This is a genomic window from Ancylobacter crimeensis (genome assembly GCF_023016805.1).
Classification (GTDB): Bacteria; Pseudomonadota; Alphaproteobacteria; order Rhizobiales; family Xanthobacteraceae; genus Ancylobacter; species Ancylobacter crimeensis.
Genome location: NZ_JALKCH010000003.1, coordinates 109,056 through 132,984 on the forward strand (window position 1 = coordinate 109,056; position 23,929 = coordinate 132,984).

General features: G+C 67.8%; 19 protein-coding genes. 13 read left to right on the forward strand and 6 right to left on the reverse strand.

What is annotated here, in order from left to right; translation table 11 throughout:
- Nucleotides 1-330: 330 nt before the first annotated feature.
- A complete protein-coding gene (locus tag MWN34_RS04760; protein ID WP_247027111.1) occupies nucleotides 331-1,173 on the forward strand; it encodes an alpha/beta fold hydrolase in 843 nt (280 codons plus the stop codon).
- Nucleotides 1,174-1,706: 533 nt separating this feature from the next.
- Here MWN34_RS04760 and MWN34_RS04765 read toward each other — a convergent pair.
- Nucleotides 1,707-2,231, reverse strand: a complete 525-nt coding sequence (locus tag MWN34_RS04765) for a cupin domain-containing protein (RefSeq protein ID WP_247027113.1) — start codon at nucleotides 2,229-2,231, stop codon at nucleotides 1,707-1,709.
- A 329-nt stretch (nucleotides 2,232-2,560) separates the two neighbouring features.
- Nucleotides 2,561-3,286, reverse strand: a complete 726-nt coding sequence (locus MWN34_RS04770) for an SOS response-associated peptidase (RefSeq protein ID WP_281502870.1) — start codon at nucleotides 3,284-3,286, stop codon at nucleotides 2,561-2,563.
- 364 nt (nucleotides 3,287-3,650) lie between these two features.
- Between MWN34_RS04770 and MWN34_RS04775 the strand changes: the two genes are divergently transcribed.
- Together MWN34_RS04775 and adhP are read left to right on the forward strand one after the other, a co-directional pair.
- The gene (locus tag MWN34_RS04775; protein ID WP_247027117.1) at nucleotides 3,651-4,913 is read left to right on the forward strand and encodes a M23 family metallopeptidase; all 1,263 of its coding nucleotides are present in this window, start codon (nucleotides 3,651-3,653) and stop codon (nucleotides 4,911-4,913) included.
- A 163-nt stretch (nucleotides 4,914-5,076) separates the two neighbouring features.
- Nucleotides 5,077-6,099 (forward strand): alcohol dehydrogenase AdhP, encoded by a 1,023-nt coding sequence (adhP, locus tag MWN34_RS04780; RefSeq protein ID WP_247027119.1) that lies wholly within the window; start codon nucleotides 5,077-5,079, stop codon nucleotides 6,097-6,099.
- Nucleotides 6,100-6,628: 529 nt separating this feature from the next.
- On the opposite strand, the gene MWN34_RS04785 is transcribed toward adhP, so the two are convergent.
- Nucleotides 6,629-7,930 carry an MFS transporter gene (locus MWN34_RS04785; protein WP_247027121.1) on the reverse strand — a complete coding sequence of 434 codons (1,302 nt, stop codon included), beginning with the start codon at nucleotides 7,928-7,930 and terminating at the stop codon, nucleotides 6,629-6,631.
- 189 nt (nucleotides 7,931-8,119) lie between these two features.
- Here MWN34_RS04785 and MWN34_RS04790 point away from each other — a divergent pair, with 189 nt between their 5' ends.
- From MWN34_RS04790 to MWN34_RS04820, 7 genes are all read left to right on the forward strand, one after another.
- Nucleotides 8,120-9,034 carry a LysR substrate-binding domain-containing protein gene (locus MWN34_RS04790; RefSeq protein ID WP_247027123.1) on the forward strand — a complete coding sequence of 305 codons (915 nt, stop codon included), beginning with the start codon at nucleotides 8,120-8,122 and terminating at the stop codon, nucleotides 9,032-9,034.
- Nucleotides 9,035-9,202: 168 nt separating this feature from the next.
- Nucleotides 9,203-10,117 (forward strand): LysR family transcriptional regulator, encoded by a 915-nt coding sequence (locus MWN34_RS04795; protein ID WP_247027125.1) that lies wholly within the window; start codon nucleotides 9,203-9,205, stop codon nucleotides 10,115-10,117.
- A gap of 115 nt (nucleotides 10,118-10,232) precedes the next feature.
- Nucleotides 10,233-10,634, forward strand: a complete 402-nt coding sequence (locus MWN34_RS04800; RefSeq protein WP_247027127.1) for a DoxX family protein — start codon at nucleotides 10,233-10,235, stop codon at nucleotides 10,632-10,634.
- 86 nt (nucleotides 10,635-10,720) lie between these two features.
- Nucleotides 10,721-11,674, forward strand: a complete 954-nt coding sequence (locus MWN34_RS04805; RefSeq protein WP_247027129.1) for a glutathione S-transferase family protein — start codon at nucleotides 10,721-10,723, stop codon at nucleotides 11,672-11,674.
- Between the two features lie 174 nt (nucleotides 11,675-11,848).
- Nucleotides 11,849-14,101: an ATP-binding protein gene (locus MWN34_RS04810; protein ID WP_247027131.1), complete on the forward strand. Its 2,253-nt coding sequence runs from the start codon at nucleotides 11,849-11,851 to the stop codon at nucleotides 14,099-14,101.
- Entirely contained in the window at nucleotides 14,094-14,546 is a 453-nt protein-coding gene (locus tag MWN34_RS04815) for a response regulator (protein WP_247027133.1), read from the forward strand. The genes MWN34_RS04810 and MWN34_RS04815 overlap by 8 nt, the downstream gene beginning before the upstream one ends.
- Nucleotides 14,536-16,980, forward strand: a complete 2,445-nt coding sequence (locus MWN34_RS04820; protein ID WP_247027135.1) for a response regulator — start codon at nucleotides 14,536-14,538, stop codon at nucleotides 16,978-16,980. Before MWN34_RS04815 ends, MWN34_RS04820 begins: the two co-directional genes overlap by 11 nt.
- Nucleotides 16,981-16,989: 9 nt before the next feature.
- Here MWN34_RS04820 and MWN34_RS04825 read toward each other — a convergent pair whose 3' ends face one another.
- On the reverse strand, nucleotides 16,990-17,622 hold the full coding sequence (locus tag MWN34_RS04825) for a nitroreductase family protein (protein ID WP_247027137.1): 633 nt from the start codon (nucleotides 17,620-17,622) through the stop codon (nucleotides 16,990-16,992).
- 156 nt (nucleotides 17,623-17,778) lie between these two features.
- Between MWN34_RS04825 and MWN34_RS04830 the strand changes: the two genes are divergently transcribed.
- Together MWN34_RS04830 and MWN34_RS04835 are read left to right on the forward strand one after the other, a co-directional pair.
- A complete protein-coding gene (locus MWN34_RS04830) occupies nucleotides 17,779-18,099 on the forward strand; it encodes a GNAT family N-acetyltransferase (RefSeq protein ID WP_247027139.1) in 321 nt (106 codons plus the stop codon).
- Between the two features lie 307 nt (nucleotides 18,100-18,406).
- Entirely contained in the window at nucleotides 18,407-21,283 is a 2,877-nt protein-coding gene (locus MWN34_RS04835; RefSeq protein WP_247027141.1) for a DNA translocase FtsK, read from the forward strand.
- Between the two features lie 74 nt (nucleotides 21,284-21,357).
- Here the strand turns inward: MWN34_RS04835 and MWN34_RS04840 are convergent, their stop codons facing one another.
- Nucleotides 21,358-21,537 carry a hypothetical protein gene (locus MWN34_RS04840; protein ID WP_247027143.1) on the reverse strand — a complete coding sequence of 60 codons (180 nt, stop codon included), beginning with the start codon at nucleotides 21,535-21,537 and terminating at the stop codon, nucleotides 21,358-21,360.
- Nucleotides 21,538-21,618: 81 nt separating this feature from the next.
- Nucleotides 21,619-22,161, reverse strand: a complete 543-nt coding sequence (locus tag MWN34_RS04845) for an MgtC/SapB family protein (RefSeq protein WP_247027145.1) — start codon at nucleotides 22,159-22,161, stop codon at nucleotides 21,619-21,621.
- Nucleotides 22,162-22,403: 242 nt separating this feature from the next.
- Between MWN34_RS04845 and MWN34_RS04850 the strand changes: the two genes are divergently transcribed.
- Complete coding sequence (locus MWN34_RS04850) at nucleotides 22,404-23,843, forward strand: NAD-dependent succinate-semialdehyde dehydrogenase (RefSeq protein WP_247027147.1); 1,440 nt, start codon at nucleotides 22,404-22,406, stop codon at nucleotides 23,841-23,843.
- The last annotated feature ends 86 nt before the right edge of the window (nucleotides 23,844-23,929 follow it).

Here is a 23,929-nt window from a genome sequence, read left to right on the forward strand (position 1 = left end):
GGCAGGAAGCCGACCGGGCGACGAAGGATCCCGGATCGACCTTAGGTCATCCGTGATGACGTGGACCGCAGCGGGAACCGTCATGTGGCAAAGGGGCGACAGCGGCTCGCCGCCGGCCGGTGGCCCGCGTGATGCGCGACGGCATCTCTCCCCGCCGGGCAGGGTCTCGGCGCAACGGCGGGTGATCGACCCGCACCTTCTCACTTCGCTCCTGCACAGCTTCTCACTTCGCTTCTGCACCGCGCCCACTCGTCCCGCCGCACGGCACCTCGCCCTTGCCCCGATCCGCCCCCAACCCACTCGTCACCGCCCGCCCTACAGGATCCTTCCATGCCCCACCTCACCGCCTCCGACGGCTGCCGCGTCCATTACGACCTTCTCGGCACTGGCACGGTTCCCGTCGTGCTGATCCCCGGCCTCGGCGGGGATGGCCGGTTCTGGGGGGGCGTGGTGGAGCGGATGGGGGAGCGGTTCCGCCTCGTCGTCACCGACCACCGCGGCGCCGGGCGCAGCGACCGGCCGGCGGGAGCCTACCGCATCGGGCGGATCGCTCAGGACGTCGTGGAGTTGCTCGATCATCTCGGGCTCGCACGCGCCCATCTCGTCGGCCATTCCACCGGCGGCGCAGTGGTGCAGACGCTGGCGCTCGACCATGCCGCGCGCGCCGATCGCATCGTCATCAGCGGCAGCTGGGCGGGACCCGATGCCCGGTTTCGCGCCATGTTCGGCGCCCGGCTCGCGCTGCTCGAGGCGGGGTGCCCGCAGATCTACCAGTCTTTCACCCATGTGCTCGGCTTCGATGCCGAGTGGATCGCCGCGCATGAGGCGGAACTCGACGCCGCGGTGGCGCGCGCCGGCGAGGCGTTGGCACCACTCGATGTCGCCGCAGAGCGCATCCGCATGCTGCTCGCCTTCGACCGCCGGGCGGAGCTTGCCCGCATCACCGCACCGACGCTGGTGCTGGCGGCGCGGGACGACATGCTGATCCCCTGCGCGCAATCCAGGGCGATCGCGACCCTCATTCCCGGCGCGGCGATGATCACCCTCAGCGGCGGTCATTTCTACCCGCGCACGCGACCGGATGCGTTCGCCGACGCCGTCGCCGGCTTCCTCGCTCGGGCCGCCCGGCCCGCCAAAGATCGTGAAGGCGACCGCGTCGCCGCCGCAGGATGAGGCACGGAGGCGGCGTCCCCGATTGCCGAGCAACACAAGCGGACGACACGGACGGGTCGCCCTCACGCGCCGCCTGTCAGCAGGCGCCGACACATGCCGGCCCGATACCTGTCGCCGGCTGCACAGAATGGGTCGAGCCGCCGAGCCCACATCGGCAGCGACCCTCGCGGCACGGTCGAAGACGAAGGCGCCTGATTCTCGTCGAAAACAAAATGCCCCGACTTCGAAGCCGACGACGCCCGGCATCATCCATGACGATGCCGCGACGGCAAGGACGGCCCTGTCGCCGGCCCGGCGGCCGGTGTCGCGTCGCATCGCGCAACGGAATGCGCCGTTAGACCACCCATCGGCCCGACGCATCGGACAACCTTCCGCCGTATCCCGCGCCGCGACGGTCGCGAGGTCGCCACGTAATGTCCCAAGGGGCTCGACCGACTCGGTGAACGCCCACTTCCGGCTCCGCATCCATCAAGCAGCCCCTGTACGGCCTCGCCTGCCACCTTCGGCCCGTCTTGTCCCACCTGCGGCGCTGCTCAGCCCTTCTCCGGCGCCTTGTGGATGGGATCGACCCAATAGACCGCCTCCGGCTTCTCCACAGGGTCGACATCGGTGATGTTCACCACGACCGCCTCGTTGTCGGAACGGACCAGCACGCAGTCGAGTGGCTGGTCGGGATCGGCGTTGATCTCCTGATGCGGCACATAGGGCGGCACGAAAATGAAGTCGCCGGCCTCCGCCTCCGCGACATATTCCAGCCGGTCGCCCCAGCGCATCCGGGCCTTGCCCCGCACCACATAGATTACGCTTTCCAGCGCGCCGTGATGATGCACGCCGGTCTTGGCGTTTGGCTCGATGGTGACGGTCCCGGCCCAGATCCTCTGCGCCCCGACGCGGGCGTGATTGATCGCCGCCTGCCGGAACATGCCGGGAGTCTGCGCCGTGTTGGGGTCGAGCCGGTCGCCCTTGATGACGCGCACGCCATCATGCTTCCAGCGCTCCGCAGCGGGATCGGGCTCCGCGCTCGATTGGTCATGCGGATGGTCCGGCGGATGGCTCATGTCGCCTCCCCGATAGCGGCATCGGCGTCGTGAAACCCGCCATTCCCTTGGAACCTGTTGTTCCAAAACATTTTTATGTCACTCCCCTTGACGCGCCGCCCAATTATGTTCGCATTATGTTCCCGGCAAGGCAAGGACTTTTCACGCATCCCGATGATGATCGAATTGACAGGAACGGGCGGCACATGCGGACGCAGCAAAACGGGTTGGCATGCGTGAGGACGGCGCCTTGGTGGCCGGCATCCTGGCTTGCGTGGTGTCCCCTGCGGCGCGCTGCAATCCTTTTCACGGGTCTTATCTTGCTCGCCCGCGCGACGCAACGGAGCTTCTTAGCCGGCGAAGAGATCGGCCGGCCGCGCAGATATCGCGTCCGTTCCCTCGTCCCAGCGTTCGAGAATGCCAGCATCATCAACCCGCGCCGCGTTCATCCGGGGATGCACTTTCCACAGTTCGAGCGCATCGGTCTCGGCCGGCGCCAGCAGGGCGCCGAGGGCGGCCACGTCAGCCGCCTCCTCGCCCAGCCACAGCGGCTGCCTGTCCGCAGGCACGATCACCGGCATGCGGTGGTGGATGGCCGCCATCGGTGCGCGGGCGGCATGGGTCAGCACAGCGAAAGTGCGCATCCAGTTCCCGGAGGCGGGATCGCGCCAGTTTTCCCACAGCGCGGCAAGGCCGAAGGGGCCGCGATCGCGACGGGCCACGGCATAGGGCTGGCGCGGCGTGGTCTCCGCCTTCCATTCGAAGAAGGCGTCGACCGGCACCAGACAGCGGCGGCGCGCGAAAGCCTCGCGGAAACTGGGCGTCGTGGCAACACTTTCGGCCCGCGCCAGCGTCAACCGGTTGCCGATCTTCGGATCGCCGGCGCCGTGCGGCACCAGCCCCCAGCGCAGCGGCGAAAGATCGCGCCGGCCATCGCGCGGATCACGGCGCACCACCATCAACCGGGCGCTGGGCGGCGCGTTGTACTGCGCCGGCGCATTGGGCAGCGGGCCCTCGATGCCATAGTGACGGGCAAGTTCGTCGGCGGGGGTTATCTGCACGATGCGTCCACACATGTCGGCACTATGGCGCGACGGCGGGTGCCGGCGAAAGGGGGCGGACGATCAGGAGATGGCCGGCAAAGCGCCGTTCATTCCGAAAGCGTGGCAAGGAGCCCCTGGCGGATCAGGCGGCCGACGGCAGACCCGGCGGGGCTGCCGATCTTCCTCTTGCCGGACGCATGCCGTTGGGACAGGCTGGTTCCTGCTTACCTGGAGGTCGAACATGCCGAGCCCTGCCAGCACCTCGCCGCCCCGTTCGGCCAGTTCCGATGCGGAAGAACGCACAAAAGGCACGGCGTCAAGGCTTCGCGTGCGTCCCTTGCGCCCGGACGCCGGCGGACGCGCGCCATTCCACCGGGAGGCGGATGTCCGCGGCGAGATGAGCATTGCTCGAGCCTGCCGGCTCATCCTCGCCCCGGTTGCCCGTGCTCTGAAGCGGAGCGCCCCCGCACTGGTGAGCGGATCCGCGGCGATGGCGCTCACCCTTTCCGCCGCGCCAGCTACGGGTCAGACGCTACGGCCCGACGAGGTGCTCAGCTCCATCACTCTCACCCCCCTCGCCCCGCCGCGACCGGTTAAGGGCTCGGACGGCAAGGTGCACCTCGCCTATGAGCTCTATATCGGCAATCCGGGCAAGGTCTTCGTCACCCTGAGCCGGCTCGATATCCTTGATCCCGAGAACAAGGTGCTGCTCTCGCTCGCCGACGACGGGCTGAAGCAGAGGACCCATCTTCCGGCCGGAACCGGCGTTCGCCTGTCGCCGGGCGGCACCGCGATCGTGTTCCTCGACGTCGCCCTGCCGGCGGATGGCCCGGTGCCGGCGCGGCTCGCCGCGCGGGTCGACGCCTTGCGCGAGCTGGCGGGGGCAGATGGGCGGCCCGCACCGGTGCCGGCGGATTCGCCTTTGCCCGCGCGCTACACGTTCACCGGCGGGGCTGTCGCGACCGGACGACCGGCGGTGAGTCTCGCCCCGCCGCTGCGGGGGTCGCGCTGGGTGGCGGTGAACGGGTGCTGTGACGCCGTCACCTCGCATCGGGGCGCGGTGATGGCGGTGAATGGCGTGCTGCGCGCGCCCGAACGCTTCGCCATCGACTTCGTGCAGCTCGATGCCGACAATCGCCTCTTCACCGGCGATGGCGGGAGGCTGGGGAGCTATGGCTATTTCGGCGTGCCGGTCCATGCCGTTGCCGACGGCACGGTGGTGAATGTCTATGACGAGGCGCCGGAACAGACCCCGCTCGGCACGCCGGCCGGCATCACCCCGGCCAATATCGGCGGCAACATCGTGGTGGTGGACATCGGCGCGGGGAACTTCGCCTTCTTCGCCCATCTCCAGCCCGGCAGCCTGAAGGTGAAGATCGGCGACCGTGTCACCACCGGCAAGGTCATCGGCCTGCTCGGCAACAGCGGCAATTCCAGCGCGCCGCACCTGCACTTCCACGTGACCGACGGCACCTCGCCGCTGAACGCGGACAGCCTGCCCTATGTCTTCACCCGGTTCGAAAGCCGCGGCGTGATGGCCGATGACGAGGCGGTGATGGAGGCCGGCACGCCCGCACGAATCGCCCCCGGCGAGCGGGCCGGACCGAAAACCGACGTTCTGCCAATGGACAACGAGGTGATCGATTTCCCCGACGAGTGAGGCGGATGCCCCGAAATTGGCCTCTCTGCGGAGCCGCCCGCATTCGCAACGCCCGTTCGGCGCGTTTCGGGCGGGTTTGACACCGGTCAAGGCCGGGGTCAGCCTGTCGGCACAGTCTTCCACGCCTCGGATTTCCGCCGCCTCCGACCTGTCAAGGTGTTCCATGACCAACATGATGAAGGCCGCTCTCTGCCGCCAGTTCGGCGCCCCGCTTACCATCGAGGAGCTGCCGGTTCCCGAGCCGGGCCCGGACCAAATCCTGGTGCGCCTCGCCGCGACCGGCGTGTGCCACACCGATCTGCACGCGGTGAACGGGGACTGGCCGGTAAAGCCGAACCCGCCTTTCATTCCCGGCCATGAGGGGGTGGGCACCGTCGCTGCCATCGGGCGCAATGTGAAACGGGTGAAGGAAGGCGACCGCGTCGGCATTCCATGGCTGCATACCGCCTGCGGTTACTGCCCCTATTGCCGAACCGGCTGGGAAACGCTGTGCGGCAAGCAGCAGAACACCGGCTATTCGGTGAATGGCAGCTTCGCCGATTATGCGCTGGCGGACCCGAACTATGTCGGCCGGCTGCCGGACGCGCTCGAATGGGGACCGGCCGCGCCCGTGCTGTGCGCCGGCGTCACGGTCTATAAGGGCCTGAAAGAGGCCGAGGTGAAGCCCGGCGAGTGGGTGGCCGTGTCCGGCATCGGCGGGCTCGGCCACATGGCGGTGCAATATGCCAAGGCGATGGGCATGCATGTCGCGGCCATCGACGTGCACCCGGAAAAGCTTGAGCTCGCAAAATCGCTCGGCGCAGATGTCACCGTGAATGCGCGCGAGGAAGACCCCACCGCCGTCCTGCAGGCCATCGGCGGGGTGCATGGCGTGCTGGTCACCGCGGTGTCGCCCAAGGCGTTCGAGCAGGCCTTCGGGGTTCTGCGCCCGCACGGCACCATGTCGCTGGTCGGCCTGCCGCCGGGCGCCTTCGCCCTGCCGATCTTCGACACGGTCCTGAAACGCATCACGGTGCGCGGCTCCATCGTCGGCACGCGGCAGGACCTCGAGGAGGCCCTGGAGTTCGCCGGCGAAGGCAAGGTGGCGGCGCATTTCTCCTGGGACCGGCTCGAGAACATCAACACCATTTTCAAGACGATGGAAGAAGGCGGAATCGACGGGCGCATCGTGCTGCAGCTGAACTGACGCGCAAAGCATCGGCCCGCGCGGCGTACCGGACGTCGGCCCGATCCCGGATCGGGCCGACGATCTGGTCCGGGCGACGCCATGGGCATCGCAGAACGGACACGGCCGATGGCATGACGAAGGCGTGGCGGTAATCCGCGACCGTCTGCCATCCCGATCGCCTGCCGCCGGGATGGTCTGCTGGATGGCAGGAGATGCGTCCGAGGGGGATTTTGCGACACGTGCCCCGCTGCTCCGGCAGCCTGCTCGCCCCCGAACCAAGCCGGGGAACGGACCGGGTCATGTCGGGACGGAGCGGGAGAGCGGAGGTGTCGGAGCGGCATCTTCATGCCCCGATGCCTGCCCCACAGGTCCGAGCCGGCCGCGTGGCGGGTCTGGCGTGTTTTGGACTCATCGTCCACCTCACTGCACTCACTGTCCCGCCGCGCGGCCGGCTCCAGCGCCCTCCTCCCGGGCATCTCGCACAGGTCTGAACGTCCGCATCCCGCTGTCAGCGGTCCTGCATTCCTTCCAGATAGGAATTAATTCTCTAGACAGTCGCCGTCCGCGCCTCCCGCGCCAGCCAGGCCGCCGTGGCGAGGCCGGCGACCAGCATCACGCAGAGCAGCAACACTACGCCCGGCCAGCCGCCATCGGCCCAGAACAGGCCGCCCACGGTGCCGATGACGCTGGAGCCGAGATAATAGGAGAAGAGATAGAGCGAGGACGCCTGCGCCTTGGCGGCGTGCGCATTGGCTCCGACCCAGGAACTCGCCACCGAATGGGCGCCGAAGAAGCCGAAGGTGATGGCGGAAAGCCCGAGCAGGATCGCCGGCATCGCAGGCATCAGCGTCACCAGCGCGCCGGCCAGCATCAGGCCCATGGACAGGCACAGCACCGGGCCGCGGCCGAGCCGGGTGGTGAGATTGCCGAGATAGGCCGAGGAAAAAATGCCGATGAGATACACGCCGAAGACGAGGCTGACCGTCGCCTGACCATAGTCGAAGGGCGGCTGCATCAACCGGTAGCTGGTGTAGTTGTAGACGCACACGAAGCTGCCCAGCAGCAGGAAGCCGGTGAGGAACAGCGCCCGCTGCCGGGCATCCTTCAGATTCACCAGGAACGACGCCAGGATCACCCGCGGCGAGGGCGAAGAGGGGCGGAAGTGCCGCGAGGCCGGCAGGCTCCACCACAGGATCAGCCCGCAGGCGATGCCGAGCGTGCCGACCGCGAACATCCCCGTCCGCCAGGAATAGAAATCTGCGATGATGCCGGCGATCGCGCGCCCGCCAAGACCGCCGAGCCCGGAGCCGCCAATATAGAGGCCCATGGCGAGACCGCTGGATTCGCTGTGCATTTCCTCGCCGACATAGGCCATCGCCACCGCCGGCAGGCCGCTGAAGGTGATGCCGGCGACGGCGCGCAGCCACACGAACTGGTTCCAGTCCTGCACGAAGGGACACGCCATCATGAGGGCGGAGGACACCAGCAGCGAGGCCACCATGACCGGCTTGCGCCCGACCACTTCGGACAAGGCGGAGGCGAAGAGCATCGCCACGGCCAGCATGCCGGTGGTGGCGGAGAGCGCGAGGCTGCTCTGCGCCGGGCTGATGCCGAACTCCACGGAGAACACCGGCATCAGCGGCTGCACGCAATAGATGAGCGCGAAGGTGGAAAAGCCTGCCGAGAACAGCGCCAGATTGGTGAGCACGAAGCTGCGCGTGCCGCGCCTTATGCGCGTGTCGCCATCGGCCGCGGCAGCGGGGTTCGCCACGCGCTCCCGCCCCGGCAGGGCCGGAGCAGCAACGGGAACGGCACGCTCGAAGGAAACGCTGGGCTGGGACACGGACATGGCGGCAGCTTTGGTGGCAGGGTTTTGATGGACGGGGCTGTGAAAGATCGGGCCCTTCGGGAAACGGCGTGGAGCGGGGGACCCCGGCGCCATCTGCGGTCAATGCGGCAGTGCCGCTTGACGCCGGTGATGCACCCGTCGATTGATATTGTCCAATATGGCTTTTGACCCGATTGATATGATCTACGAATGGATTTGAAACATCTGCGTTCCTTCGTCGTGCTTGCCGAGGAGCTGCATTTCGGCCGCGCCGCCTCGCGGCTCGGCATCTCGCAGCCTCCGTTGAGCCAGCAGATCCACCTGCTGGAAGAGACCACCGGGGGTCCGCTCTTCGCCCGCACCAGCCGTCGGGTGGAACTGACCGAGGCCGGCCGGCTGTTCCTGCCGGAAGCCCGCGCCGTGCTGCTGCGGATGGACGAAGCGATGCTGGTGGGCCAGCGCGCGGTGCATGGCGAACTCGGCGAACTCAAGATTGGCTTCACTGCGTCCGCTCCGCTCGCCAACATCATGCCGACGCTGATCCACGCCTTCCGGCAAACGCGGCCCGACGTGCATCTCACCCTGCTCGAATTGCTGAGCAGCCTTCAGGTGCAGGCGCTGCGCGACGGCCGGCTCGATGTCGGCTTCCTGCGCGCGCCTTCCGACCCCGCGGCGCAGGATGACGAGGTCACCGCCGTGGCGCTGCAGAGCGAGGAACTTTTGGTGTTTCTCCATGCTCATCACCGCCTCGCCGCCCTCCCGCCCGAAGCCCGTCTCGTCCTCGCCGAGCTGAAGGACGATGCCTTCGTGCATTTCTCCGCCGAGGCCGGCGCCAGCACATCGGGACAGTTTCACGCGCTGTGCCGCGAGGCCGGGTTCGAGCCCCGCATCATCCAGGAGGCCCGCGAGGCCAGCACCATCATCGGGCTGGTGGAGGCCGGGCTCGGGGTCACGCTGCTGGCGAGCTCCTTCCGCAGCATCAGCCTGCCCCACGTCGTCACGCGCCGCCTCGCGGAACCCGTGCCGCTGCTCACCACGTGGCTCGCGCACCGCACGCATGATCCCTCGCCCGTGGTCGCGGCCTTCCTCGCGCTGGCGGCGCGGCAGGGCCGGCTGCCGCGGTGAGGCCAGCGGGAACGGCCGCGGTTGCGGCGGTGCGGGGTAGCTACCCCGATTGCGGCCTTGAGGGGCCATCGCCGCGGTTGCGGCCTTGGAGGGGCGACCGCCCCGATTGCGGCGTCGAGCGGTCTCGGCGCTATCATCGCGGCCGCGGCGAATCCGGGGAGGGGAAGCATGGCGCGCATCGACCAGGACCGCATGTTCGTCGCGGTGCTGGACCTCGGCAGCTTCGCCGCAGCGGCGCGAAGGCTCGGCACCAGCAGCGGGCAGGCCTCCAAGCTGGTCGCCCAGCTCGAAGCCGAACTCGGGGTGCAGCTTTTGAAGCGCACCACCCGTGCGCTGGCACCCACCGAGGTGGGGCAGGCCTATTACGACCGTATCCGTGTGCTGCTGGAGGAGTTCGACGCGCTCGACGCCTCCGTCCGCACGGCCTCCGCCCAGCCCGCCGGGCGGCTGCGCCTCACCGCGCCGGCCTCCTTCGGCACCACGCAACTGGTGCCGCGCCTCATCGGCTTCGCACGCGATTTTCCGCAGATCGAGCTCGATGTCAGCTTCACCGACCGGGTGGTGAATCTGATCGACGAAGGGTTCGACGCCGCCCTGCGCATCGGCCGGGCAGGCGATTCCAGCCTCATCGCCCGCAAGCTCTGCGAGAGCCGCGTGGTGATGGTCGCCGCCCCCGCCTATGCCGCCAGAAGCGGCCTGCCGGCGAGGCCGGAAACCCTCGCCGGCCATGCCTGCATCATCGACACCAACTTCCCCGATCCGCTGAACTGGCGGCTGCGGCCGGATCCCTCCGGCGAGATCCTCGCCGTCCCGGTCGTGGGGCGGCTGCGCTTCGCCAATGCCGAGGCCTGCCTCGCCGCCGCCGAAGCCGGGCTCGGCATCGCGCGGGTGCCGAGCTTCATCGCCGGAGAGAGCCTGCGCGCCGGTCGCGTGGTGCCGGTGTTGCGCGGCATGGCGCCGGAGGTGCACGGCGTCTTCGCGGTCTACCCGCCCGCCCGTCACCTCGCCGGAAAGGTGCGCGCGCTGGTCGACCATCTGGTGCGCAGCTTCCATGGCGAGCCGGAATGGGACCAGGGTTGGTGAGCGCCATTCCTTCCAAAGAGGAAGGGATCATCCGCCGTGTGACGGGATAATCATTCGTGCGGGAACGGGCCATGTTCCGCGGCGAACGAACCCCGACCTGCGGAGCATCATAGAAATGACCGATTCCCGTACCGCCCCCTACGCCGCCCTGCTGCTGCGGGTAGCCCTCGGCATCCTGTTCCTGGCCCATGCCGGCCTGAAGATTTTCGTCTTCACCCCCGCCGGCACTGCCGGATTCTTCTCCTCGCTCGGCCTGCCGGGCTGGCTCGCCTATGTCACCATCCTGTGGGAAGTCCTTGGTGGCATTGCACTTATTCTCGGCATCTATGCCCGCTTCGCCGCGATCGCGGTGATCCCGATCCTGCTCGGCGCCATCGCCACCGTGCACGGTCCGGCCGGCTTCTTCTTCACCAACCCCAATGGCGGCTGGGAATTCCTGGCGCTGTGGATCGCCGGCCTGATCGCGCTCGCCCTGATCGGCGATGGCCCGCTGGCGCTCAAGCCGAGCCGCAGGTGAGCGGAGCGGCGAGACCGTGGGCGAGGGAACCCACGGTCAGCCGCATCCGTGCCATGATCGGCAGAATTCCTCCCGGAGACATTCCCATGCTCGTCGATGGAAAATGGACGGCCGACTGGCAACCCGTGCAGGCGACCGATGCCAAGGGCGGCTTCGTCCGCCAGATATCCGGTTTTCGCAACTGGGTGACAGCGGACGGCGCCCCGGCCCCCACGGGCAGCGGCGGCTTCAAGGCCGAGGCCGGTCGCTATCACCTCTATGTCGCCTATATCTGCCCCTGGGCCTCTCGCACGCTGATCGCGCGGCAGATCAAGGGTTTGACGGATGTGGTCAGCGTCTCGGTGGTCGAGCCCGCCTTGTCCGAGCAGGGCTGGCGGTTCGGCGACTATCCCGGCTCGAACCCCGACACACTGAACGGCGCGACCTATCTCCACGAACTCTACACCCGCGCCGATCCGCACTACACGGGCCGCGCCACGGTGCCGGTGCTGTGGGACCGGAAGACCGGTACCATCGTGAACAACGAATCCGCGGACATCGTGCGGATGTTCAACAGCGGCTTCGGCAGCCTCGCCGACGACGGGATCGACCTCTACCCGGAAGACCTGCGCGCGCCCATCGACGCCATCAACGAGCGCATCTATCCGCGCCTCAACAATGGCGTCTACCGCGCCGGCTTCGCGACGACGCAGATCGCCTATGAGGAAGCCTTCGGCGACGTCTTCGGCATGCTCGACGAGCTGGAGCAACGCCTCTCCGACACAGGACCGTTCCTGTTCGGGAAACGTCTGACCGAAGCCGACATCCGCCTGTTCGTCACGCTGGTGCGCTTCGATGCGGCCTATCATGGCCTGTTCAAGTGCAACCTCAGGATGCTGAAGGACTATTCGGCACTCAGTGCCTACCTCGTGCGCGTATTGGACGTTCCCGGCATCCGCTCGACGGTGAACATCGACCACATCAAGCGCGGCTATTATTCGATCCGCACCCTCAATCCAAACGGGATCGTGCCTGTCGGGCCGCGACTCGACTGGCGGTAGGGAACAGCCAGCCAAACCGGAAGTTCTGCAGATGGGTGAGGCGTCGGTGCGACGTTAACGAATGATGGATGCCGATCCTCCATCATCGTGCGCTCTTTCGCCCGCCCGGGCGGTGAACAGATAGCGTTGCCATGCTTCGCTGTCGGTCCCAAGCAGCGGAGCTGACGATCCCTCATGACCAGCCCCCAGACCGCTCCCAACAACGAGGTGACGCCGGAACTGCTGGCCGGCTGCGCGGCCGAGCCGATCCGCATTCCCGGCGCCATCCAGCCCCATGGCGCGCTGTTCGTTCTCGATCCCGAAACGCTGGCGCTCCGGCAGGCCAGCACCAACCTCGCGGCCGTCACCGGCCTCGAGATGATGCCGGGACAACTCCTTCAGGACACGCCGCATGCCGGCGCCTTGTGCCGCTGCCTGCGCCGCTGGCTGGGCGGCAGGTCCGGTGTCCTCCTGCGCACGGAGCTGATCGGCATCGAGCTGTTCGACATATTGGCGCATGCCACCCCGCAGGGCGTCATCGTCGAATGCGAACCGGTGGACGCCGTGCCGTCCGAAGGGCCGGAGGTCTTCTACACCTATATCCGCCGTTTCCTCGATCAGCTCGCCGCTGCTCCGGACCTCGCCGCCATGGCACGGGCGACGGTGGACGAGGTTCGGGCTCTGACCGGCTTCAACCGCACGCTGCTCTACAGCTTCGACAGGATCGGCGACGGCACCGTCCTGGCGGAAGACACCGACGGCGTGCTGCCGTCCTATCGTGGCCAGCGCTTTCCCGCCGCGGACATTCCCAAGCAGGCCCGCGAACTCTATGTCAACAACCGGTTGAGGCTCATCGTCGATGCCGGCTATGTCCCCTGCCCGATCGAGCCCATGGCAAGCCCGGTCGATGGCCGGCCACTCGACTTGTCGTATGCAGCCCTGCGCAGCGTGTCCCCCGTGCATGTCGAATACATGCAGAACATGGGCACGGGCTCCTCCATGTCGATTTCCATCGTCGTGGAAGGCGAGCTGTGGGGCCTGATCTCCGGGCACAGCCGGGCGCCGAGGCGCATCAACGCGCAGACCCGCAATGCGTGCGGCATGATCGGCCAGATGCTCTCGCTGCACATCGAAGCGCGGCAGAAATCGGTCCATGCCGCCGAACGACTCGAACTGACGCGGATCGAAACGGAGCTGGTCGCCGCCCTGTCCGATGCCACCTCGCTGCCCGAAGGCCTCGCCGCACACCGTGAGGACTGGCTCGGGGTGGTGCGCGCCGACGGTGCCGCCATCGTCATGGACGGCGTGGTGAAGCAGGCAGGGCGCACGCCGGCGGTGAGCGATACGCTCATCCTCGCCGAGCGCCTTCATCCCATGGATGACGGCATTTACGCCACGGATTCCCTCGCCGGAGAATGGCCGGACCTCGCCCGCCTCACTGGCGAGGCGAGCGGCGTGCTGGCCATTCCGCTCTCGCAAATCCGCCCCGACTGCATCCTCTGGTTCCGTCCCGAGCAGGTGCGCACCGTTGAATGGGCCGGCGACCCGGCCAAGGCGATCGACGATGGAACCACCCGGCTGCACCCGCGCCATTCCTTCGCGGCCTGGAGCGAACAGGTGCGCGACCATGCGCGGAGCTGGACCAGGGCCGAGATCGAAAGCGCCATCTCCTTCCGGGGTGCCGTGCAGAATGTGATCCTGCGGCGAGCGGAGGAGAAGGCCGAACTTTCCGGCCGACTCGAGCGCGCCAACAAGGAGCTGGAGGCGTTCTCCTATTCGATCTCGCATGATCTGCGCGCACCGTTCCGCCACATCGTCGGATATGCGGAGCTGCTCGGCGAGCGTGAGACGGCGCTGGAGACGACCTCGCAGCATTACCTCGCCTCCATCAAGGATTCGGCGCTCGCCGCCGGCCGGCTGGTCGATGACCTGCTCGCTTTCTCGCAACTGGGCCGCCACCAGCTGCAATCCGGCACGGTCGACATGAACAAGCTGGCCGCCGAAGTGCGGCGCTCCCTCGAGCCCGACATGGCTGGACGGAGCATCGCGTGGGAGATCGGCGCCCTACCCACGGCCTGGGGCGACCCGAGCATGATCCGGCAGGTTCTGCTCAACCTGTTGCAGAACGCCGTGAAATACACCGCCACCCGCGAGCAGGCACGCATCTCCCTCGACGGAACCGAGCTCGCCGATACGGTCGCCTACACGGTCGCCGACAACGGCGTCGGCTTCGAGATGGCTTATGTGCGCAAGCTGTTCGGCGTGTTCCAGCGCCTGCATCGTGCCGAGGAGTTCGAGGGCTCCGGGATCGGGCTGGCGCTGGTGAAGCGGATCGTCGAACGCCATGGCGGAACCGTCTCGGCCAAGGGAACCCCCGGGGTGGGCGCCGAGTTCTCATTCACATTGCCCAAGCGTCAGGTTTCTCACGGAGTTCCCATCATTGGCTGATCTGCGTCCCATCCTTCTGGTGGAGGACAATCCGCGCGACCTGGAGCTGACATTGGCGGCCCTCGCCAAATGCCAGCTCGCCAATGACATCGTGGTGGCCCGCGACGGCGCGGAGGCGCTGGACTACCTGTATCGACGCGGCATCCATGCGGATCGGCCACCGGGCGATCCGGCCGTCGTACTGCTTGACCTCAAGCTGCCCAAGGTGGACGGACTGGAAGTCCTTGAGCAGATCAAGGGCGACGCCAGCCATCGCCAGATCCCGGTCGTCATGCTCACCTCGTCGCGCGAGGAGCGGGACCTGACGCGAAGCTATGAGCTTGGCGTGAATGCCTTCGTGGTGAAGCCGGTCGATTTCAACGCATTCTTCGAGGCCATCCAGGACCTTGGCATGTTCTGGGCGATCCTCAACGAACCACCACCGAGGGTCGGATATGGCATCTGATCCCTCCATCCCCGGCCGGCCCATCCGCATCCTGCTGCTGGAAGACAGCGACATGGATGCAGAACTTCTTGCCGCCCATCTCGACAAGGCCCGCATCGCCTTCGAGGCGAAGCGCGTCATGCGGCGGGCGGATTTCGTGGCGGCGCTGGAAGAAGGCGGGTGGGACATCATCCTCGCCGATTATTCTCTGCCCGAATTCGACGGGCTCTCCGCCCTGACCATCGCGCGGGCCATGCAGCCCGACATTCCCTTCCTGTTCGTCTCCGGCGTCGTGGGCGAGGAATTCGCGACCAATGCGCTCAAGCGGGGGGCGACCGACTATGTGATGAAGCGCAACCTCTCGCGGCTGCCGACAGCCCTCGAACGCGCATTGGAGCAGGCGCAGGACCGGGTCGAGAGGCGACGCACCGAGGAAGCGCTGCGTCACAGCGAGATGAGCGCGCGACTGGCGACGGAAGCGGCGCATCTCGGCATCTGGGATCTGGAATTGCGCACCGGCCGGTTCACATGCGACGAGCGTTGCCGCAGCCTGTTCGGCCTCGTCTCCACGGCCGGGGGCGGCCGCGAGGCGCTGCTCACCGGGTGCCACCCCGACGACCGCGCCCGCATGGAGCGGGCCATCGAACGCGCCATTGATCCGACGGTCGAACAGGGCGGCCATTTCGGCGAGCAATACCGCATCATCCTGCCGGACGGGCGCGAGCGCTGGGTCGCCACGCATGGGCAGGCCATCTTCGAGAGCGATATCTGCGTGCGTTTCCTCGGCGCGGTTCGGGACATCACCGAGGAGAAGAGAGCCAGCGAAGCGCTTCGCGATCTCGCAACCGCGCTGGAACAGCAGGTGGCGGAACGCACGGCCGAGCGCGACCGCATCTGGCGGCTGAGCGCGGATCTCTTCAGCGTCATCGGCTTCGACGGCCGCCTGCGCCGGCTCAACCCGGCATGGCAGCAGATGCTGGGCTATGATGCCGACCGACTGGTCGGCAGCAGCATATCGCTGCTCATCCACCCGGATGACCGGGACGGCCTCGAAAACGCGGTGCGGCAGCTCTCGGCCGGCCGGAAGGTGGACCGGCTGGAGACACGCCTGCGCCATCTCGACGGCAGCTGGCGATGGATCTCATGGACCGCCGCGCCCGAAGGGGACGCCTTCTACGCCGTGGGCCGCGACGTCACGAGCGAAAAGCAGGCCAGCGCGTCGCTCGCCGAGCGCAACCGCGAGCTCGCCAACCAGATCGAGGAACGCGAGCGGGTCGAATACACCCTGCGCCAGATGCAACGGCTGGAAGCGGTGGGCCAGCTCACCGCCGGCGTCGCGCACGACTTCAACAACCTGCTCACGGTCATCCTCGGCAATATCGGTTTCGTCGAGCGTTCGCTGGAACGGCTCGGCATTCAGGACCGCGCGCTGGAACGACTCGGCCATATGCGCATGGCGGCCGAGCGCGGTGCCAAGCTCACCGCGCAACTGCTCGCCTTCTCGCGCCGGCAGAAGCTGGAACCCAAGCCCGTCGACCTCAACGAGACGGTCTCCGGCATGCGCGACCTGCTGCAGAGCACGATGGGCGGCAGCGTGCAGTTGAAGACCAACCTCAATCCCGGCCTCTGGCCGGCGCTGGTCGACCCGACCCAGATCGAGCTCATCATCCTCAATCTCGCGATCAATGCCCGCGATGCGATGGATGTCGGCGGCATGCTGACGGTCGAAACCTTCAACATCCGACATGCCAAGCAGCCCCGGCGGCCGGAGGAACCCTCGCCCGGCGATTATGTGGTGCTGGCCGTCAGCGACACCGGCTCCGGCATGAACGAGGAGGTGCTCGCAAAGGCGTTCGAGCCCTTCTTCACCACCAAGGAGATCGGCAAGGGATCAGGACTCGGCCTGCCGCAGGTCTATGGTTTCGCCAAGCAGTCGGGTGGCGGCGTCAGCATCGACACCCGGCTCGGCGAGGGCACCACGATCCGTGTCTACCTGCCCCGTGCGGCCGGCACGGCACAACAGCCCGGCGGACAGGAGCCGGCGACCGCACCGGAACCCGGGCGGGACGACCACATCGTGCTGCTGGTGGATGACGATGCCGCGGTGCGGGACGTCACCGCCTCCATGCTGCGGGATCTTGGCTATCACGTCATCGACGCGGGAAACGGGTCGAGCGCGCTGGAATTGCTTCGCTCCGGGCAAGCGGTCGATCTGCTGCTGGTGGACTACGCCATGCCGGGCATGAACGGGGCGGAGCTCGCCCGCGCGGCGGGCCAATTGCGGCCGGGCCTGCCGACGGTGTTCATCACCGGCTATGCCGACCTCAAGGCGCTGCGCGAAATCGGCGAGGAACGGGTGGTGCGCAAGCCGTTCCAGGACAATGAACTGCAGCTCCGTCTCGCGGGCGCCCTCAGCCATCGCCCCTCCAATGTGGTGCGCTTCCAGCGCTCGTGAGAGGGCGATTCAGCCCGCCTCCGGCGCATGCCACGCTTGCACGATGGCGCCGATCTCCGGGCGCGGGCGATCCGCGACCGCATGCTGCGGCGTGCCGAGATGGACGAATCCCGCGATCTGCTCGCCTTCCTCCACCCCGATCACGCGCCGCGCCTGCGGATGGGTGGCTGCCCAACCGGTGACCCAGTTGCCCGCATAGCCGAGCGCATACGCCGCATGAAGCAGGTTGAGGCACACGGCCCCGGCGGACAGCTCCTGCTCGAACACCGGAATTCGGGTCGAGCGGTCCGGGCGGCTCACCACGACAACCACCAGCGGTGCGTGGAGGAAGAGGCGCTCCATGATGCCGGCGAACTTTTCCCGCCGTGTCGGCTCCATCGCGTCGTTGCCGGTGCGATAGGCGGCGCCGAGATGCCGGCCGGCATCGGCCCGATTCTGGCCGCCGATAACGATGAAGCGCCACGGCACGAGCGCGGCATGGTCCGGCACCCGGCTCGCAATGGTGAGCATCCGTGCCAGCTCATCCTCATCGGGCCCCGGCGCGGCGAGTTCCATGAAGGACACCGAACGCCGCCCCTCCAGCAAAGCGAGCTGGGCGCTGCGGGCGGCACGGTTCTGGATGTCGGGCACGGCAGACGACATGGTTCCTCCCCGGGGCGGCAAACGTTCCGGGGCAGGCATACACGGGACGGGTCCCACTGTCCCCGTCATCCGGCACGGAAGCGCTGGTCATTCATTTGGTCGACCATATATTTGCCTGTACAACAGCGACTGAGCCAACAGAACAGGGACGGAAACATGCCCAGCGAGGCCATCGTCGAAGTGCAGGACAATCCCGAAGCGAGCCGCTTCGAGACCACGATCGAAGGCCACACCGCCTTCGCGCAATACATTCTCGCCGACAAACTCATGATCTTCACCCACACGGAGGTTCCCCCGGAACTGGGCGGACGCGGCATCGCGACCCGTCTCGTCGAAGCGGGCCTGCATTCGGCCCGCCAGCGCGGACTCTCGGTGCTGCCGCGCTGTTCGGTGTTCGGCCGCTACATCATGAAGCATCCCGAGACGCACGACCTCATCGGCGACTCGGTGAAGGACACGCTGGGCATCGCCCACTGAACATGCCGCCGGCTCTGCCACGGCAGGGCCGGCATCTCCTGTGGATGAAGCACCCGTCCGGCTTGGCCGGCCCTAGCGGCCCGGCGGCGCATCGGCCGCAATACCGCACCGTGACAGGATCGACGTCCCCCCATACCTCCCGGAACCGTGGCCCAACGGCCACATGAAGCTCCTGCCTCGCCCATGAAGGGCTACCGCGGGGGCGTCTCCATACCGTTCATTAACGCTGATCTCGCTAGCGTCAGGGCTCAGGCAGACGGATCGGTTTCCGGTTCGTCGAGGCACTCACGACAGGTCGATCTGGCACATGCGGCACCCCGGGGATACCTCCTATCCGTTCGATTCCTCCGAGCCGGTGTCGCCGGTTCTCGGCAGCATGGCGGGGCCGGTGCGTCCGGCGCGCCCGGTGCCGCGCACCAGCCCGCTGCCCGGCACGCGGCCTCCCGGCGCGCCCTCCCCTTCGGCACCGCAGCACCTCGCCGGCGAGATGTCGCCGACGATGCCGCAGGCGGGCCATGGCAGCGCCCTGCCCCCGCTCTCCGCGCCGTTGCGCGCCGCTACCGCGCCGATGACCGATGGCGGCCCTGCGCCCACCCACGGCACCGCTGCCTCGTCGTCGGCACTGGCCGCGCGCGGCGTGCTGAATCCGCGCAGCCGCGCCACCCCGCTTCCCGCCTCCTACACACCACCGTCGGCCAGCAGCGAGCCCGCACCGGCTCCGGTGCGCAAGCCGGCAGCGGCGGAGCCGGCCGACCCGAACCTGCCGAGCTGGCTGCGCCCCTTCGTGGTGCCGACCAACCTCAACACCCGCTTCACTCGCACGCCGAACTATCTGCTGCGCCAGCAGCAGGTGGCGGGTGTGCCGGACCCGGACGGTTCGGGCGAGGAGCCTGAAGCGACCGCGGCGCCCGTGCAGCCCCCGCAGGGCATGCGCCCGCCGCCGCTCATCGTGCCGCGCGCCGGGCCCGCCGCCCGCATCGCTCGCGCCCGCAGCGAAGCCGCCGCGGAGCCGACGCCTGCCACGGAACAGGCGACCGGCTCTCCCGTCATCCAAGCCGCCCCTCCTGCCGCGACTGGAGCCGGTGCCAAGGAAACCCCGGCCACCATCAGCCGCAAGGAGCCGTCCGACTCCGGCCCGCCGGCAAATGTGCGCCGCATTGCCGAGCTGATCCGGCTCGATTGGGACAGCCCGCCCGTCGCCCCCCAACGCGCGCAGGATGCCCCCGCTGTCGTCGGGCTGGAGGAACCCGTGCCTGCAACGGCACGTGCCCGCCCCGCCGATATCCGCTACTCCTTCGCCTGGCCGGTCTTCATCGCCCCATCCGCGATCGCGGCCCCGCTCGCCGCGGCTGCGCCGGAAGCTGCGGCCGAGGTCTCGATGGAGATGGATGGCCCGGCTGTGGACGACAACCTCGCTCCCGAATCCGCGATCGAGGAGCCGATGGCGCAGGAACCCGTTTTCGAGGCCGCCGATACGTTCGCCGAGGATGAGTACGACGCGGAGCAGGCTTATGAAGACGAGAGGGATGAAGACGCGACCGACGAAGACGATGTCGACGACGCATCCGATATCGAGGAGCTGGACGTCGAGGACCCCCTCGCGCTCGCGCCCGCCCGCCTTGCGCCCACGCACATCGGACAGGAATGCGAGGGCTACGCCTTCCCGCCGATCGAGTTGCTGGCCGATCCGCCGGAGGTCGAGCCCGATTTCGAACTGTCCGCCGAATATCTCGACCGCAATTCGGTGAAGCTGCAGCAGGTGCTGCATGATTTCGGCGTGCGCGGCGAGATCATCGACGCCAATCCCGGCCCGGTGGTCACGCTCTACGAGCTGGAGCCGGCCCCCGGCATCAAGTCGAGCCGCGTCACCAACCTGTCCGCCGATATCGCCCGCTCGATGAGCGCGGTCTCGGCCCGCGTCGCGGTGGTGGAAGGGCGCAACGTCATCGGCATCGAGCTGCCCAACCAGCGGCGCGAGACGGTGTGGCTGCGCGAGATGCTGGCGAGCCACGAGTTCGAGCTGGCGGCTGCCAAGGCCAAGCTCGCCATCGCGCTCGGCAAGACCATCGGCGGGGAGCCGGTGATCGTCGATCTCGCCCGCATGCCGCATCTGCTGGTGGCCGGCACCACCGGCTCGGGCAAGTCGGTCGCCATCAACACCATGATCCTGTCGCTGCTCTACCGCCACCGGCCGGAGCAGTGCCGCCTGATCATGATCGACCCGAAGATGCTGGAACTCTCCGTCTATGAAGGTATCCCGCATCTGCTGACCCCGGTCGTCACCGATCCGAAGAAGGCCATCATCGCGCTGAAATGGGCGGTGAAGGAGATGGAGGATCGCTACAGGAAGATGAGCCGTCTCGGCGTGCGCAACATCGACGGCTTCAACGCCCGCATGGCCGAGGCCCGGGCCAAGGGCGAGATCATCACCCGCACCGTACAGACCGGCTTCGACCGCGAAACCGGGCAGATGATGGAGGAGGAGGAGATCATGGATCTCTCCGCCCTGCCCTACATCGTCGTGGTGGTGGACGAGATGGCCGATCTGATGATGGTCGCCGGCAAGGAGATCGAAGGCGCCATCCAGCGCCTCGCCCAGATGGCCCGCGCCGCCGGCATCCACCTCATCATGGCGACGCAGCGCCCTTCGGTGGATGTCATCACCGGCACCATCAAGGCCAACTTCCCGACCCGCATCTCCTTCCAGGTGACCTCGAAGATCGACAGCCGCACCATCCTCGGCGAGATGGGTGCCGAGCAGCTCCTCGGCCAGGGCGACATGCTCTACATGGCGGGCGGCGGGCGCATCTCGCGCGTGCACGGTCCCTTCGTCTCCGACCACGAGGTGGAGAAGGTCGTCGCCCACCTGAAGCGGCAGGGCCGGCCGGATTATATCGAGGCCGTCACCGCGGACGAGAGCGAAGAGACGGAAGGGATCGAGGACACCGCGGTGTTCGACAAGTCCGCCATGGGAGCCACGTCCGGCGAGGAGAGCGGCGATCTCTACGACCAGGCCGTCGGCGTGGTGCTGCGCGACCGCAAGGCCTCCACCTCCTACATCCAGCGCCGCCTGCAGATCGGCTACAACCGCGCCGCCTCGCTGATGGAGCGGATGGAGAAGGAAGGCCTCGTCGGCCCGGCCAACCATGCCGGCAAGCGTGAGATTCTGGCCGGCGGCAAATAGGCCGGGACGTTCTCGACATCCACCGAACGGCCGGGCCAGCGCCCGGCCGTTTCGTTTAGAGGATGGAAAGTGCGTCAGCCGGGCGTGGTGGACGACATCAGCCAGAGCGCCAGCGTCAGCACGACCGCCGCCCCCACCAGCATCCAGAGCGCCCGCCACCATTTGCGCGCGGCCCGCGCCGGATCGGCCGCGAACAGGCGCGGTGCGTCATTGTCCGGGGCGCCGGTTCCGGGAGAGTCCGCCTCGCCGGTCACACCCCGGCCCTCCTGTTGCATCACCGGTCGAGCCTCATGCGAGCCATGGAACCTCCTTGGCGGGGACGAATGCCATCACATTCATTTTTGCCGCGCATCGGGCTCCCCCGGCCTTTGCGCGAAAAGCGGCGGCTCCGGCTCCGGGGCCACCTTGGCCCCGCGCAGGAGAGCCCGGCTCTCCAGACATTTTTCGATCGGATGCAGCACCACCAGCAGGCCGAGCGTGATGAACACGCCCATCGCAATGAGCGACCAGCTCGCCAGCGCGCAGGAAATGCCCAGCGCCGCCGTCATCCATACCGTCGCCGCGGTCGTCAGACCGTGGATCTTGAGCGAGCCATTGTCGCGGATCACCACGCCCGCGCCGAGAAAACCGATACCCGTAAGCACGCCCTGCACGATGCCCTGCACCACGCGGCTCGTCGCGTCGGGATGGCTGGCGAGATCGCCGAACCGGATCGCCGTCAGCGACACGAGTGCCGCGCCCGTGCACACAAGTCCGAGCGTGCGCATGCCGGTCGGCTTGCCGCGTATATCGCGGTTGATACCGATCACCATGCCGATGATGGCGGCCGCCGCCAGACGCGCCAGTGCGTCGGTATCCGCGCCAATCCAGGCCAGCATCACACCCATCCCGCCTGCTTCGAAGCCGGCCTTTCCGAGGAGAGGAACCCGGCAGCCATATTCAAGGTTCCCTGTTCGCGGTGTCGGGATGCCGCATGTCGCGCCGGCGCACAAGGAATCTTCACCCAAAGTCGCATGAGACTGGCACCCCTCAAACACGGTGCGCAACCGCAGGGGCCTTTTCCCGCGCGCCAAGGGTGATTAGGTGAAGGACCCGCGACGAACGGCTGAAGGATAGTCCCATGCTGACCGCCACCTACCCCGACACGTCCCTCTTCATCGACGGCAAATGGATTCCCGGTCCGTCCAGCGATCCGGTGCTGAATCCGGCGACCGGCGAGGAGATCGGCCGGGTGGCCCATGCCGGGCGCGCCGAGCTCGATGCCGCGCTGGAAGCCGCCTCCCGCGCTTTCGCGAAATGGAGCCGCGTCACCGCGCATGAGCGTTACAAGCTGCTGCGCAAGGCCGGCGAGCTGCTGCGCGAACGGCACGAAGAGATCGCCCGCATCATGACCATGGAGCAGGGCAAGCCGGTCGCCGAGGCGCGCGTCGAGACCCTGGCCGCCGCCGACATCATCGACTGGCTCGCCGAGGAAGGCCGTCGCCAGTATGGCCGGCTGATCCCCGCCCGCGCCGAGGGCGTGCAGCAGATCGTGCACCGCGAGCCGGTGGGCGTGGTCGCCGCCTTCACCCCGTGGAACTTCCCGATCAACCAGGCGGTGCGCAAGTGTTCCGCCGCCATCGCCGCCGGCTGCACCATCATCCTCAAGGGACCGGAAGAGACCCCGGCGAGCTGCGCCGCGCTGGTGAAGTGCTATGAGGATGCCGGGATCCCGGCGGGCGTCGTCAATCTGGTCTACGGCACGCCCTCGGAAATTTCCGAGTACCTGATCCCGCATCCGGTCATCAAGAAGGTGACGTTCACCGGCTCCACCCCCGTCGGCAAGAAGTTGGCCGCGCTGGCGGGCGAGCACATGAAGCGCGTCACCATGGAGCTCGGCGGCCATGCCCCGGCCGTGGTGTTCGAGGATGCCGACCTCGACCATGCCATCAAGATGCTGGCCGGCGCCAAGTTCCGCAATGCCGGGCAGGTCTGCGTCTCGCCGACCCGCTTCCTGGTGCACGAGAACGTCTATGAGCGCTTCGTCGACGGCTTCACCGAGGCGGTGAAGCAGGTGAAGGTCGGCAACGGCCTCGACGAGAGCGTGCGCATGGGTCCGCTCGCCAATTCCCGCCGCGTCGACGCCATGGAGGCGCTGACCGCCGACGCCCTGCAGAAGGGCGCCAGCCTCAGGACCGGCGGCGGGCGCATCGGCAATACCGGCTATTTCTTCCAGCCGACCGTCCTTACCGAGGTGCCGCTCTCTGCGCGCATCATGAACGAGGAGCCGTTCGGGCCGGTGGTGCCGATCTCCTCCTTCTCCTCGCGCGACGGCCTGTTCGACGAGGCGAACCGCCTGCCGTGGGGTCTGGCGGCCTATGCCTACACCCGCTCGGGCCAGCTCGCCGACGAGTTCGGCCGTCGGGTCGAGAGCGGCATGGTGTCGATCAACCATCACGGCCTCGCCTTCCCCGAGACGCCGTTCGGCGGCATCAAGGATTCCGGCTTCGGCTCGGAAGGCGGCATCGAGGCGATGGACGCCTATGTCAACACCAAGTTCGTCACCCAGCTCAATGTGTGACGCCTGACGAAGGCGCGACGGCCGGGCACGTTCCGGCCGTCGCCCGCTCCGCCGCCTTGCCCCTGGCCTGCGACTCCCCCCATCCT